Consider the following 15,126-nt stretch of genomic DNA (forward strand, 5'->3'; position numbering starts at 1 on the left):
GGCGTCCCGGCACCGGAGGGCACGGCGCTCACAGCTGCGGCGCCAGCCCGCGCTCGCGCAGCCAGGCGAGCTGGACGGGCGGGTTGGCGCCGCAGCCGCCGCCGTGGTCGGCGAAGGGCCACACCGTCACGGTGCGGTCCTCACCCGCGTAGTGGTTGAAGGCGGCGTAGACGGTGCGGGGCGGGCAGATCGGGTCCATCAGGGCGACGCTGAACAGCGCCGGGGCCGTGGCCCGCTGGGCGAAGTGCACGCCGTCGAAGTGGTCGAGGGTGTCGAAGGCCTGCTCCACGCGGTGGGGGCTGTGCCAGCGCAGGTACTTGACGATCTCCTGGTACGGCCCCTCCAGGGCGGTCTGCGCGCCCTGCCGGAAGTGGCACAGGAACGGCACGTCCGGCATCGTCGCGGCCACGCGGTCCCCGCTGAGCCCGGCGACGGCGAGGGCCAGTCCGCCGCCCTGGCTGCCGCCGGCCAGCACGACCCGGTCGCCGTCCAGACCGGGCAGTTCGGCGACGGCGTCCACGGCGCGCACGCAGTCGGTGATCAGCCGCCGGTAGTAGTGGTTCTCCGGGGAGTCGATGCCGCGGGTCATGAAGCCTTCGACCCACTGGGTGCCGTCGCCCTCGCCCCGGTCCGGGGTGTCCCGGCCCTGGCCCCGGCTGTCGACGACGAGTTGGGCGTAGCCGGCTGCGGACCAGAGCAGGTGCTCGGTGGGCAGTCCACGGCCGCCGCTGTAGCCGATGTAGGTGACGACGACGGGCAGCGGCCCGTCCACGCCACGCGGGCGCAGCAGCCAGGCGGCCACCGGCTCGCCGTTCCAGCCGGGGAACCGTACGTCGTCGACCTCGACGGTGCGCAGCGCGTACTGCTCGGTGACGCGTTCGGCCTTGACCGCCCCGCCGTGCGATCGGGCTTCGGCGAGGGTCCGGCGCCAGAACTCGTCGAAGCCCTGCGGGACGGGCGCCTCGGGCCGGAAGCCGACGAGTTCGTCGAGACCGAGATCTGTGAGTGGCATGGGGAATTCCTCCTGGTGGTGACGGGGGTCGGAACGGACTCGCCGGCGGGCGGTGGATCCCGGAACCGGGCAGGGAGGGACGGCGGTCCGCCCTCCCCCTGGGCGGACCGCCGGTCTGTGGGGCGGGAGGCCTCAGCCGGCCGCGCCGAAGCGGAAGGCCGAGAGTCGGAAGTCGCCGTGCAGGGTCAGGCTCAGGTCGTGCACGCCGTGGAGCGGGGCGGCGAGCTCGGCGGTGGTGCTCGTCCAGGCGTAGCGGTCGCCGGTCACGGGCACCTCGATCTCGGCCAGCACCCGGCTGCCCGCCCGGACTTCGAGCCGGCCCCCGATCGCGCGGACGTCCTCGCGGGCGGTCTCGACCTCGATCGCGGAGGCGCCGGAGAGGTCGACCTCCCGGAAGAGGAGCGTGGCGGGCCGTGCGGGGTCGGCGGGCGTGACCGCGTCGCCGTCGGAGCGGGTGGCGTCGACGATGGTGGCGTCCTCGTAGTCGTCGAAGTCGACGGCCTGGATCCGGCGTCCGACGCCCGCGCGGGGCGCGGCGGCCGCACCGGGCACGGTGAGCGGTGCCATGAGGACCGGGTGGTCGGCGCTGCGGGCGACGATCACCTCGTAGCGTCCGGGGTCGACGGTGAAGGCTCCGGTGGCGACGTCCCAGTGGGCCAGCTGTTCGGCCGACAGCCGGAACGTCAGTTCGCGGCTCTCCCCCGGCTCCAGCCGGACCTTGCGGAAGTCGGCGAGGCGCAGCTTGGGTGCCTCGTAGCGGGCGTCCAGGGCCCGGACGTAGACCTGGACCACCTCGGTGCCGGGTCGCGGGCCGCCGTTGGCCACCGTCACCGTGGCGTCGACCGCGCCGTACGGGTCGACCGAGGGCTGCGAAAGGAGCAGGTCGCGGTAGGCGATGTCGGTGTAGGACAGCCCGTGCCCGAAGGCGTAGAGGGGGGTGGTCCGGTGGTACTGGTAGGTCCAGCCCGCCTTGATGATGTCGTAGTCGAGCGGGGCGGGCAGCGGGTCGTCGCCCCGGTACCAGGTCTGCGGCAGACGGCCGGCGGGCTCGGCCTCGCCGAGCAGCACGGCGGCCAGCGCGTGTCCTGTCTCCTGCCCGCCGTGGGAGGTCCACACCACGGCGGGCAGGTGTTCGTCGGCCCAGTCGAGGGCGTAGGGGTAGCTGCTCATCAGCACCAGTGCCGTCTGCGGGCGGGCTTCGGCGACGGCGCGCAGCAGTGCCTCCTGGCCCTCGGGCAGGCGGATGTCGGCGCGGTCCTCGGTCTCGCGGCCGTTGATCATCGGGTGGTTGCCGAGGACGACGACGGCGGCGTCCGCCGTCGCGGCGGCTTCGCGCGCCTCGGCGCGGCCGTCGCGCAGCAGCTCGCGCTGCCAGCGCTCGGCGGCGTCCGGGGTCTCGGCGGTGACCGTCACCCGGCCGTCGGTCGGGTCCACGGCGGCGTAGCGTCCGGTGAACACGTTGCGCAGCAGCACGGTGTCCTCGCCGGCCGGTTCGAAGCGGAAGGTCTCCTTGACGAACCAGGCCTTGATGACGTCCTGGTCGGCGGCCAGGCCCTCGTCGTCCTGGAGGGTCAGGTAGCGGCCGGTGTCGGCGGCGCGCAGCGTGGAGGCGCCGCCGCCCCAGTCGGTCACGTCGAAGGAGGTCTTGCCGAGCAGGTCACCGGTGGTGCGCGAGCGCAGGGCGATCCGGTCGCAGCCCTCCACCCGGACGATCTCGCCGCCGTGCGGGGCGAGGGCCGCGGCGAGGCCGGTGGCCAGGCCGACCCGGTACGGCATGGTGCCGCTGTACCAGTCCTCGAAGAGGGTGTCGGCGAGCGGGCCGATGACGGCGATCCGCGGAGTGCGGGCCGGGTCGAGCGGCAGCAGGCCGTCGTTCTTGAGCAGGACCGTCGACTCGATCGCGGCGTGCCGGGCCAGGGCGCGGTGCTCGGGGCAGTCGATCACCTCGGGGCCGGTGCCGGACCAGGGGTCGAGGTCGGGGTCGAACTCGCCGAGGCGGAAGCGCAGTTCCAGCTGGCGGCGGACGGCGCGGTCCACGTCGGTCTCGTCGATCAGACCGCGTTCCAGCGCCTCGCGCAGCCGGCCGACCGGGGTCTCGCTGTCCTGGTCGTGGTCGGTGAAGCTGTCGATGCCGGCCTTGAGCGCCGCCGCGTGGGACTCGGCGTGGTCGTCGAAGTAGTGCTCCGGGTCGACCAGGTTGGAGGGGGCCTCGGCGTCGCTGACCACGAACAGCTCGTGGCCGGTCGGCTCGGCCCAGCGGCGCAGCTCCGCCTCGATCAGCGGACTGACGTGGCAGGGCCGGCCGTTGACCAGGTTGTAGGCGGCCATCGCGCCGGTCGCGGCACCGGAGGCGACGACGGGGCGGAAGGCGGCCAGGTCGTACTCCTGGAGGACACGCGGGCGCAGTCCGGAGGAGGTGACGCAGCGGTCGTCCTCGTTGTTGTAGGCGAGGAAGTGCTTGAGCACCGGGGCGGACCGCAGATAGGTCGGGTGGTCGCCGGCGAGTCCCCTGCAGAACGCCTCGCCGACCCGCGCGGTGTGCACCGGGTCCTCGGAGTAGCCCTCTTCGTTGCGTCCCCAGCGCGGGTCGCGCAGCAGGTTGAGCACGGGGGCCCAGGCCTGCAGTGAGTTGGCCCCGCGCTCGGGGCTGCCGATGGCCGGCGGGCGGTGGTGGTGGAAGGCCCGCAGCTCGGTCGAGACCGCCTCGGCGACCCGGCGTACCAGCTCCTCGTCCCAGCTGGCGCCGAGGCCGACGGCCTGCGGGAAGACCGTCGCCATCCCGAGCCAGGAGACGCCGTGCAGGGCCTCGCTGCCGGTGCGGAACGGGGCGATGCCCAGGCGCGGTACGGCCGGCGCGTACTGGTGCAGCATCGCGAGCCGTTCGTCGAGCGTGAGCTGCTGGAGCAGATCGTCGACACGCTCCCGCAGGGCGAGCGTGGGATTGCGGAAACCGGGCAGGCCGGCAGCGGACACGGGCACGGAAGTCACGTGGAACACCCTTCGGGCGGGCTCGGTTCGGCGACCGGATGATCGAAGCGTTTCGACGCTGACACGCTCCGATGGAGGTGTCAACTCCCCAGGAAACAAAGGATTCTGGATTTGTTCAGCCTCTTGCCCAACTAGAAACCCGTCGTTAGTGTCGCCGAAACATCCAAGCGCTTCGACGTCTCGACGCTTCGATGCTTCAACGCTTCAACGGAGAGGGGCCACGCCACCATGAGATCCGGGTTGAACCGCAGAAGCTTCCTGACCACCGCCGCCACGGTCGCGGGAACCGCCGCGATGGCACCCCTGCTGTCCGCCTGCGGCGGCGGCTCGGACAGGAAGGCCGGGGCGAACACCAAGGAGGGCCTCAAGTCCGCCCTGCCGACCTACGTAGCCAACGCCAACGCGGTCAAGCCGGACATAGCCCCCGTGCGGGGCGCGGGCGACGCCGCGACCGACCCGGCCTACCTCTCCTACCCAGCCTCCCCGCCGTCCAGCGTCTCCGGCGTTCCGGGCAAGGGAGGCAGCTACACGGCGGTCACCCCGCTGTGGGGCACGGCCCCACCGGTCGGCAACTCCTTCTACCAGGCGATGAACAAGGCACTCGGAGTCGAGCTGACCGTCAAGCCGACGGACGGAATCAACTACAACACCATCATCCCGACGATGACCGCCGCCAAGAAGCTGCCGGACTGGATCAACCTGCCGGCCTGGATGAACAACAACTTCAACACCGGTGGGCTGGCCGGCACCCAGCTCGCGGACCTGACCCCCTACCTGTCCGGCGACAACATCAAGAAGTACCCCAACCTGGCCGCCCTGCCCACCGGCGCCTGGCAGCACGGCGTCTGGGGCGACAAGCTCTACGGAATCCCCTGCTTCTCCACCAGCTTCGGCATCCCCGGCGCCACCTTCTACCGCCGGGACGTCCTCGAGGCCCGGGGCATCACGGCCGACCAGATCAGGTCCGCCGACGACCTGATGAACCTCGGCAAGGAACTGACCGACGCCAAACGGGGCGTGTGGGCCTTCGACGACGTGTGGACCTACCTCCAGTTCTCCTGGAACGTCCCCATGAACTGGAGGATCGACAACGGCAAGCTGGTCCACCCGTTCGAGACCCAGGAGTTCCTGGAGGCCATCGACTGGCACAACCGCCTGGCCGCCTCGGGCTACATGCACCCGGACGCGCTCGCCGGTGACGTCGCCAACGGGGCCACCCGCTTCTACAGCGGCAAGACGCTCATCGGAGGCGGCGGGCTGGGCGCCTGGAACCTGGCCGACCACCAGTCCGGCGTCGCCGCGGATCCGCACTACCGGCGCGGCGCCTTCAACGCCATCACCGCCGACGGCAAGGGCAAACCCGTGATCTACATGGGCGCCGCCGCCAGCATGATCAGCTACCTCAATGCCAATCTGAAGCCGGCGCAGATCGAGGAACTGCTCGCCGTCGCGAACTACCTCGCCGCGCCCTACGGCACGGCCGAGTACACCATGGTCAACTTCGGCGTCGAGGGCGTCCACCACACCCGGGCGAACGGCGTGCCGACCTTCACGGAGGAGGGGAAGAAGGACGTCCAGGTGACGAGCTACCAGTTCCTGGCCGCCGCCCCCTCCGTGACCAGCAACCCGGGCGGCGAGCAGATCACCAGGGACTACGCGAGCTGGTCGGCCGCCAACGTCGAGTACCTCACCAAGCCGCCCTTCTGGGGCATGAACCTCAGCATGCCGCAGGCCATCGCCTCGGCGGCTGCCGCCCAGAACGTCAACGACACCATCAAGGACTGCTACCACGGCAAGAAGAAGGTCTCCGAGGTGCAGGCCGCCATCGCCGGCTGGCGCTCCGGCCCCGGTGAGCGGCTCAAGCGGTGGATGACCGACAACGTCCTCGACAAGTACGGCACCGGCCAGTGAGCACCGCGGCACAGAAGCGCCCGGCCGGTCCCGCGCGGCTCGACCGGCGGACCAGGCTGCGGCGCGACAAGTCCCTCCTGCTGATGACGATTCCCGCGGTCGTCCTGCTCCTGGTGTTCAACTACGCGCCGCTGTTCGGCATCGTCACCGCCTTCCAGGAGTACGACCCGCTGGTCGGGGTCTGGCACAGCGAATGGGTCGGGTTCGACCAGTTCCGGCAGCTGTTCGGCGACCCGGCGTTCTGGGCCTCGATGAAGAACACGCTCTACCTCAGTTTCGTCCAGCTGATCCTCTTCTTCCCGATCCCCATCGCCCTGGCCCTGCTGCTCAACTCGGTGATCAGCGAGCGGATCCGCAACTTCTTCCAGTCCGTGGTCTATCTGCCGCACTTCTTCTCGTGGGTGCTGGCGGTCACGATCTTCCAGCAGATGCTCGGCGGCGCCGGCGTGCTCAACCAGTTCCTGCGCCAGCACGACATCGGCACCTGGGACATCATGACCAACCCGCACACCTTCGCCCTGCTGGTCACCTCCCAGGCGATCTGGAAGGAGGCGGGCTGGGGGATCATCGTCTTCCTCGCGGCGCTGAGCGCGATCAACAGCGAGCTGTACGAGGCCGCGGCCGCCGACGGCGCGGGGCGGTTCCGGCGGATGTGGCACATCACGCTGCCGGGGCTGCGCGGGGTGATCGTGCTGATGCTGGTCCTGCGGCTCGGCAACGCCCTGTCCGTCGGGTTCGAGCAGTTCCTGATCCAGCGCGACGCCGTCGGCCACGAGGCCGCGGACGTCCTGGACACCTTCTCCTTCTACTACGGCATCGCCACCGGCGGCTACAGCTACGGCGCGGCGGCCGGGCTCTTCAAGAGCGTGGTCTCCCTGCTGCTCATCTGGGGTGCCAACAAGCTGGCGCACGCCTTCGGCGAGGACGGGCTGTATCGCACATGACGAACGCACTCACCATCGGTTCGCGGGGCGGGAAACACCGCACGGCGGCGACGGCCGCCCGACGCCGGACCCACTCCGCCCGCCCCTCCTGGGACGAGCCGCCGACCCCGGTCGGCCAGGCCGCGAAGGGCCTCACACTCGGCGGGACGCTCGCCGTCATCCTGGTCCCGCTCTGGATCATCGTACTGACCAGCTTCTCCACCCCCGGGGCCATCAACCGGGCCGGCGGCCTGGTGATCTGGCCGGACGGCCTGTCCACCGAGACGTACCGCCAGATGCTCGGCGACCCGACCATCGTCACCGCGCTGGGGGTGAGCCTGGGCATCACCGTGGTCGGCACCGCGCTGTCCATGGTCGTCTCGATCCTGTGCGCCTACGGCCTCTCCCGGCCCCGGTCGTTCGGGCACCGCTTCCTCCTGATGCTGCTGATCGTCACGATGTTCGTCAGCGGCGGCCTGATCCCGGGCTTCCTGGTGGTCACCGGACTGGGCGGCTACGGCCAGTGGTGGGCGCTGATCCTGCCGAGCGCGGTCTCCGTCTTCAACATCCTGGTGCTGCGCGCCTTCTACCAGGAGACCTCCTCCGAACTGATCGACGCGGCCCGGATGGACGGCGCCGGGGAGTGGCGGATCCTGTGGTCCGTCGTCCTGCCCACCTCACGCGCCGTCACCGCCGTCACCGCGCTGTTCTACGCCGTCGGCTACTGGAACTCGTTCTTCAACGTCATGCTCTACATGCCGACGGACAGTCAGAAATGGCCGCTGCAGTACGTGTTGCTCACCTACGTCAACCGGGCGAACGGCCTGCCCGGTTCGGTCAACTCGGGCTTCGGGGAGACCCACGCCCAGACCGCACCGCTGTCGCTGCAGATGGCGGTCGTCGTCCTCACCCTGGTACCACTGGTGATCGTGTACCCGTTCGTGCAGAAGCACCTGCGTACCGGTGTTCTCACCGGAGCGATCAAGGGCTGAGCCGTCCACTCCGGTCCGGCGCGCCCCCGCCGGACCGGGACCGGACCGGGAACACGCCCTCAACGGAACCGACACGAAGGAAACAGCGCGATGGTGACACTCGCCGATGTGGCCAGGCACGCCGGTGTCTCGTCCAGCACGGTCAGCTACGCCCTCAGCGGCAAGCGCCCGATCTCCCACGAGACCAGGACCCGCATCGAGCAGGCCATCACGGACCTCGGCTACCACCCCAACGCGGGCGCCCGGGCCCTGGCCGGCAAGCGCTCGCACATCATCGCCCTGGTCGTGCCGCTCCACCCCCAGGTGCACGTGCCCACCATGATGGAGATCGCCATCGCGGTCACCGTCGCGGCCCGCGAACACGGCTACGACGTCCTGCTGCTCACCAACGACGAAGGACCCGAAGGAGTCCGCAGGGTCGCCGCCACCGGACTCGCCGACGGCGTCATCCTGATGGACGTCCGACTGGACGACGACCGCATCCCGGTCCTGCGCGCCCAGGAGATCCCGGCCGCACTCATCGGCCTGCCCGACGACCCCACCGGACTCTCGTGCGTCGACCACGACTTCGCCACCGCGGGCGCGCTCTGCGCCGACCACCTGGCCGACCTCGGCCACCGCGACATCGCCTTCATCGGCTACAGCAGCGGCGTCTACCGGCGGCACGCCGGCTACGCCGAGCGCACCCTGAACGGCTTCCGCGCCCGCGCCGAACGGCGGGACCTGCGGTTCCTCCACCGGCCGTGCGAGGGCACGTACGAGAGCACGGCCGGCACCCTGGCCCGCATCCTCGCGGACCGGCCCGACACCACCGGGTTCGTCGTGCAGAACGAGGCCGCGATCGGCCCGCTGCTCAGTCTGCTGCGCGCCAGCGGACGGACCGTCCCGGAGGACGCCTCCGTCATCGCCATCTGCCCGGAGGCGATGGCCGAGCAGCACTCCCCCCGGCTCACCTCCGTGACCGGCCCGAAGAAGGACCTCGGACAGGTCGCCGTCGACCAGGTCATGGCGCGGATCGCCGCGACCACCGCGGGCGAGCAGCCCGACGACCAACTCCTCCTGATGCCACCGGAGCTGGTGGTACGCGAAAGCACCGCACCGGCCCCGCGCCGCCTTTGACACCACGACCGGAAAGAGGGTTCCCGGATGGACATCCGCCGGCTCACCGACCGCCTGGGCGGCCTAGCCTTCGGCGGGGACTACAACCCCGAGCAGTGGGACGCGGAGGTGTGGAAGCAGGACGACGAGCTCATGCGCCGGGCGCGCGTCAACCTGGCCACCGTCGGCGTCTTCTCCTGGGCCCTGATGGAACCCGAGGAGGGACGCCACGACTTCGACTGGCTCGACGCCCACCTCGACCGGCTGCACGCGGCCGGCGTCGCCGTCGACCTGGCCACCCCCACCGCCTCCCCGCCGCCCTGGTTCACCCTGGCCCACCCGGACGCCCTGCCGGTCGGCCCCGACGGCGCCCGCCTGACCCACGGCAGCCGGGACACCTACTGCCTCGCCGCCCCCGCCTACCGCCGGGCCGCCCGCCGCATCGCCGGCGCCCTCGCCGCACGCTACGGCGACCACCCGGCGCTCGCCCTGTGGCACGTGCACAACGAGTACGTCACCCTCTGCTTCTGCGACCACGCCGCGGCCGCCTTCCGGGTCTGGCTGCGCGCCCGCCACGGCTCCCTGGACGCCCTCAACGAGGCCTGGGGGACGAACTTCTGGAGCCAGCGCTACACCTCGTGGGAGCAGATCCTGCCGCCCCGCAAGAGCCAGTGGCACCGCAACCCCGGCCAGGCCCTGGACTACAACCGCTTCTGGTCCGACGAGACCCTCGCCGCCTACCGCGAGCAGCGCGACGCCATCCGCGCCCACAGCGACCGGCCGGTGACCACCAACCTGATGCTGCCCGGCTACCAGAACCTGGACCTGTGGGCGTTCGGCCGCGAGGTCGACCTGGTCTCGGTCAACCACTACCCCGACGCACCCGGCGTCGACGCCGCCGCCCACGCCGCCTTCGACGCCGACCGGGCCCGCTCCTTCGCCGGCGGGGCCCCCTGGCTGCTGATGGAATCGGGCACCAACACCGTCTACGCCGGCGGCCGCGTCCTCGCCAAGGATCCGGGGGACATCCTGCGCCACTCGCTCGGCCACATCGCCCGCGGCTCGGAGGGCGCGCTGTTCTTCCAGTGGCGCCAGTCCCGGGCCGGCGCCGAGACGTGGCACTCGGCGATGGTCCCGCACGCCGGGCCGGACAGCCGCACCTTCCGCGAGGTCACGGCGGCCGGGGAGGCCGTCGCCCGGCTCGGCGAACTCGCCGGCTCCACCGTACGGGCCGAGGTCGCCGTGCTGCACGACTCCGACGCCTGGTGGGCCATGCAGGTCGACGGGCTCCCCTCGTCCGAGCTCGACTACATCGCCCCGCTGCGCCGCGCCCACCGGGCGCTGTGGGACGCCGGACCGACCATCGACTTCGCCCACCCCGAGCACGACCTGAGCCGCTACCGGGTCGTCCTCGCGCCGGCCCTGTTCCTGCTCACCGACGCGGGCGCCGAGAACCTGCGCCGCTACGTCGCCGACGGCGGCACCCTGCTCGTCCAGCACTTCGGCGGCATCGTCGACGAGCGCCTGCACGCCCGGCTCGGCGGGTACCCGGCCGCCCCGCTGCGCGAGGCGCTGGGCATCCGCGTCGAGGAACACCGCCCGCTGCGGCAGGACGAGGAGGTCACGCTCTCCGACGGCTCGACGGCCGGGTCCTGGAGCGAGTCCCTGCGCACCGAGGGCGCGGAGGTGCTCGCCGCCTACACCCACGGCATGCTCGCCGGAAGCCCGGCGCTCACCCGCCACGACTTCGGCTCCGGCCACGGTCTGTACCTCTCCACCCGCCTCGACGACGCCGACTACGCCGCCCTGGTCCGCCGGCTTCTCGCGGAGGCCGGCGTCGCCCCGGAGCTGCCGGGCCTTCCCCCCGGCGTCGAAGCCGTCACCCGGCACGCCCCGGACGGCCGCGGCTGGCACGTACTCCTCAACCACCTCGACGAGGCCGTACCACTCCCCCGGCCGGCCCACGACCTGCTCACGGACGCCACCGTGAGCCGGCTGCCCGCCGGCGGCTGCGCCGTCCTGCGCAAATTGTGAGCGCTCACAATTCTCTCCCGCCTCATCGAGGAAGGCCACCATGAGCGACCCGCACGAGACGATCCGCTGGGGCCACCACGCCCTGGAGCTGGAGATCGCCCTGGGCGAGCACGGCGCCCCGCGCCTGACCCGCATCGGCGCACCCGGCGACAAGAGCGCCACCCCCCGCCTCGGCGCACCGCTGCCGTTGGTGGAGGTGACGACCGCCGACCTCGGCCGCCACTGGTCGGGCCGGCACCTCGTCGACACCGTTCTCGGCGGACGCCTGCGCCATCGCACGCACCGGGCGAGCCGGGACGGCGACTGGCACGTGCTCGCCATCGAACTCCACGCCCCGGAGAGCGGCCTGACCGCCGAGGCGGTCTACCGGTCCCCGGACGGCCTTCCGGTGCTGCGTGCCGAGGTGGTGCTGCGCAACGAGGGGCCGCGGACGCTGCACCTGGAATCGGTCGCCTCGCTCGTGGCGGGCTGCCTCACCGGGGCCGGCCCGGCGGCCCTGGACAGCGCGGACCTGCTGTGGGCGGAGAACGAGTGGTTCGCCGAATGCCGATGGCACCGCCAGCCGCTGCGCGTGTCCTCGCCCGAACGGAGCGGCCGATTCCACACCACCTCCGGCCGCAGCACCCGCGTCGTGGCCGGACAGGGCGTGTGGTCCAGCTGCGGCCACCTGCCGATGGGCGGCCTGACGGACCGGGAATCCGGCCGTACCTGGCTGTGGCAGATCGAGCACAACGGCGGAGGCTGGCGTTGGGAGTGCGGGGTGCGCGACGACACGGCGTACGCGGCGCTGTACGGCCCCACCGACGCCGACCACGGCTGGCGCCACCCCCTGGAACCCGGCGCCGAGTTCCGTACCGTTCCGGTGGCCCTGGCGTACGGCGCGGACGGCGGCCCGGACGGCGCGTTCGCCGCCCTCACCGCGTACCGCCGGGCCACCCGACGCCCGCACACCGACCACCACCGGCTGCCGGTCGTCTTCAACGACTACATGAACTGCCTGATGGGCAACCCCACCACCGCGAAGCTGCTGCCGCTGGTCGACGCCGCCGCCGCTGCCGGCGCGGAGTACTTCGTCATCGACGCCGGCTGGTACGCCGACGAGGACGAGAACTGGTGGGAGACCGTCGGCGCGTGGGAGCCGTCCGCCTCCCGCTTCCCCGGCCCCGACGGGATCCACGAGGTCCTGGACCGCATCCGGGAGCGGGGCATGGTCCCCGGCCTGTGGCTGGAGCCGGAGGCGGTCGGGGTCGCCGGCCCCGTCGCCGGGTCCCTGCCGGAGGAGGCGTTCTTCCGCCGCGACGGGCGCCGCGTCGAGGAGGGCGGCGGCCGGTACCACCTGGACCTGCGCCACCCGGCCGCCCGCGCCCACCTGGACGGGGTGGTGGACCGCCTGGTCGGCGAGTGGGGCGTCGGATACCTCAAGCTCGACCACAACACCGACCCGGGTTCCGGCACCAGCGCCCACCCCGGTGAGGTCCCGGCCGCCGGCCTGCTCGGCCACAACCGGGCCCAACTCGACTGGCTCGACGGCATCCTGGACCGCCACCCGGACCTGGTGATCGAGAACTGCGCCTCCGGCGGCATGCGCATGGACCACGCCCTGCTCTCCCGGCTCCAGCTGCAGTCCACCAGCGACCAGCAGGACCTGCTGCTCTACCCGCCGATCGCGGCGGCGGCACCCACCGCCGTCACGCCCGAACAGGGCGCCGTGTGGGCCTACCCGCTGCCCGAGGACTCCCCCGACGAGGTCGCCCTGACCATGACCAACGCGCTCCTCGGCCGCGTCCACCTCTCCGGCCGGCTCACCGAACTCGCTCCACCGGCACGCGACCTGGTCCACGAGGCGGTGGCCGTGTACAAGTCCATCCGCGCCGACCTGCCCCAGGCGCTGCCGGCCTGGCCGCTCGGCCTCCCCGCCTGGGAGGACCCGTGGATCGCGCTGGCGCTGCACACCCCGGCCACCACCTACGTCACCGCCTGGCGCCGTCATGGAACGGACGCCGTCAGGGAGCTCGACCTGCCCCACCTGCTCGGCGCCGAGGTCCGCGCCGAGGTGCTCTACCCGGCCGCCGGCCGGGCCACCACCGCCTGGCACCCGGACACCGCCGTACTCACCCTGACCCTGCCGGCGGCACCGTCCGCCGTCCTGCTGCGCCTCACCGAGGAGCCGTCCGAGGGGAGTTGACGATGCACCCCGCGACGGCGCGCGCCCCACCGCGCCGGCCCCGCACCCCGAACGGAACACGCTTCGCGTCCGGGCCCGACCCGAGCAGCCGCACCGGGCCTCTGCCGTCCAGAACGCGGGAGTTCGATCCCCCACCCGAACACCATGCACCCCCACCCCACTGGAGGGACGCAATGAAATGGCCAGTCCGCTCGTGTCATGATCGCGTCATAGCCGCCGCGGCGGCCCTGGCGCTCGCGGTCATCGGCGCGACCGCCGCCGTCGCGCCGCCCGCAGCCGCCGCACCGCCCGCCGTCGCCGCGAGCACCGTGTCGGTGTCGGTCGACGCCGCCCTGCAGCTCGCCACCGTTCCCGCCACCGGCGTCGGCGTGAACATCCCGGTCTACGACGCCGCCATGAACGCCCCCACCACCCCCGGTCTGCTCAGCACCGCCGGCATCAACACCGTCCGCTACCCCGGCGGCAGCCACTCCGACGTCTACCACTGGCAGACCGGCACCGCCGACGACGGTGCGTACGTCGCTCCGAACACCGGCTTCGACGCCTTCATGGGCACCGTGCGCGCCGCCGGAGCGCAGCCGATCATCACCGCCAACTACGGCTCGGGCACCCCCCAGGAGGCCGCCGCCTGGGTCCGGTACGCCAACGTCACCAAGGGCTACGGCATCAAGTACTGGGAGATCGGCAACGAGGTCTACGGCAACGGCGAGTACGGCGCCAAGTGGGAGTACGACACCCACAGCAGCAAGAGCGCCACGACCTACGCGAACAACGTGCTCCAGTACGTCTCGGCGATGAAGGCGGCCGACCCGAGCGTCAAGATCGGCGCCGTGCTGACCACGCCCGGCTACTGGCCGGACGGCATCGTCGGCCCGGGCGACACCATGGACTGGAACCACACCGTCCTGTCGATCGCCGGCTCGAAGATCGACTTCGCCATCGTGCACGCCTATCCCACCAGCACCAGCCCGGCCGACCTGCTCACCAAGCCGCAGGCCCAGAACCCGAACATCGCCGGCGCCGTGCGCTCGCTGATCGGCCAGTACGCCGGGTCCCGCGCCCCCGACGTCGGCATCGCGGTGACCGAGGCGAACGCCCAGGCCTACCTGGACACCTCCCCCAACGGACTGTTCGCCCCGGACAACTACCTCACCTGGCTGGAGAACGGCGCGTTCAACGTGGACTGGTGGGACCTGCGCAACGGCACCGACTGCACCAAGGTGACCACCGTCGAGGGCGCCACCGACTACAACGACGGCGGCATGGTCTCCAGCGGCTCCCCCTGCGAGCCGACCGTCAACACGCCCTTCCCCGCCTACTACGGCATCCAGATGATCAGCAGGCTGGGGGCGCCCGGCGACACGCTGGTCAAGGCCGCCGGATCTTCCTCGCTGCTCTCCGCGCACGCCGTCCGCCGCACCAACGGCGACGTGGCCGTCATGCTGATCAACAAGGACCCGAACAACGCGGCCACGGTGAACCTCTCCTACACGGGGTTCACCCCGTCCTCCGCCACCCCGACCGTCCACTCCTACCTCAAGAACGGCCACTCGATCGGCACCGCCCAGTCCGGCAGTCCGACCATCCAGACCGTGCCCGCCTACGGCATCACGGTCGTCGAGATGCACCCGACCGGCGCGCCCTGCCGGGTCGTCTACAACAAGAACGAGTGGCAGGGCGTGATGGTCGGCACCGTCACCGTCGTCAACAACTCCCTCGGCCAGGTCAACGGCTGGTCCCTCGGCTTCGACTTCCCCGGCGACAACGGCATCACCGACAGCTGGAACGCCTCGGTGGCGCAGAGCGGCCCGAGCGTCAACGCCGGAAACGTCTCCTACAACGCCACCGTCCCGCCCGGCGGAAGCGTCCAGTGGGGCTTCAAGGCCACCTGGTCCAAGAGCGACGCCGATCCGTCCGCCTTCCGGTTCAACGGCGCCTCCTGCGCGATCGGCTGAACCCCGTGAACCGGTGGTGCCCCGGACA

9 protein-coding genes are annotated in these 15,126 nt (G+C 71.8%); 7 read left to right on the top strand and 2 right to left on the bottom strand.

Going from position 1 to position 15,126, the window contains the following annotated elements:
- Positions 1-28: 28 nt before the first annotated feature.
- Positions 29-1,012 carry an acetylxylan esterase gene (locus tag SVTN_RS00955; RefSeq protein WP_041127378.1) on the bottom strand — a complete coding sequence of 328 codons (984 nt, stop codon included), beginning with the start codon at positions 1,010-1,012 and terminating at the stop codon, positions 29-31.
- Positions 1,013-1,144: 132 nt separating this feature from the next.
- Entirely contained in the window at positions 1,145-4,000 is a 2,856-nt protein-coding gene (locus SVTN_RS00960; RefSeq protein WP_245727410.1) for a glycoside hydrolase family 3 protein, read from the bottom strand.
- Between the two features lie 240 nt (positions 4,001-4,240).
- Here SVTN_RS00960 and SVTN_RS00965 point away from each other — a divergent pair, with 240 nt between their 5' ends.
- The 7 genes from SVTN_RS00965 to SVTN_RS00995 all read left to right on the top strand — a co-directional run bounded on the left by SVTN_RS00965 (position 4,241) and on the right by SVTN_RS00995 (position 15,098).
- A complete protein-coding gene (locus SVTN_RS00965; protein WP_052498828.1) occupies positions 4,241-5,911 on the top strand; it encodes an ABC transporter substrate-binding protein in 1,671 nt (556 codons plus the stop codon).
- Positions 5,908-6,855, top strand: a complete 948-nt coding sequence (locus SVTN_RS00970; RefSeq protein WP_052498829.1) for an ABC transporter permease — start codon at positions 5,908-5,910, stop codon at positions 6,853-6,855. Before SVTN_RS00965 ends, SVTN_RS00970 begins: the two co-directional genes overlap by 4 nt.
- Complete coding sequence (locus tag SVTN_RS00975) at positions 6,852-7,826, top strand: carbohydrate ABC transporter permease (RefSeq protein ID WP_078908120.1); 975 nt, start codon at positions 6,852-6,854, stop codon at positions 7,824-7,826. The genes SVTN_RS00970 and SVTN_RS00975 overlap by 4 nt, the downstream gene beginning before the upstream one ends.
- 90 nt (positions 7,827-7,916) lie before the next feature.
- Positions 7,917-8,945, top strand: a complete 1,029-nt coding sequence (locus SVTN_RS00980; RefSeq protein ID WP_041127380.1) for a LacI family DNA-binding transcriptional regulator — start codon at positions 7,917-7,919, stop codon at positions 8,943-8,945.
- A 27-nt stretch (positions 8,946-8,972) separates the two neighbouring features.
- Positions 8,973-10,958: a beta-galactosidase gene (locus SVTN_RS00985; RefSeq protein WP_041127381.1), complete on the top strand. Its 1,986-nt coding sequence runs from the start codon at positions 8,973-8,975 to the stop codon at positions 10,956-10,958.
- 40 nt (positions 10,959-10,998) lie between these two features.
- The gene (locus tag SVTN_RS00990; protein ID WP_041127382.1) at positions 10,999-13,143 is read left to right on the top strand and encodes a glycoside hydrolase family 36 protein; all 2,145 of its coding nucleotides are present in this window, start codon (positions 10,999-11,001) and stop codon (positions 13,141-13,143) included.
- Positions 13,144-13,316: 173 nt separating this feature from the next.
- Positions 13,317-15,098, top strand: coding sequence for a cellulose binding domain-containing protein (locus SVTN_RS00995; RefSeq protein WP_052498830.1), 1,782 nt, complete (start codon positions 13,317-13,319; stop codon positions 15,096-15,098).
- Positions 15,099-15,126: the final 28 nt, after the last annotated feature.

The organism is Streptomyces vietnamensis, assembly GCF_000830005.1.
Taxonomy (GTDB): Bacteria; Actinomycetota; Actinomycetes; order Streptomycetales; family Streptomycetaceae; genus Streptomyces; species Streptomyces vietnamensis.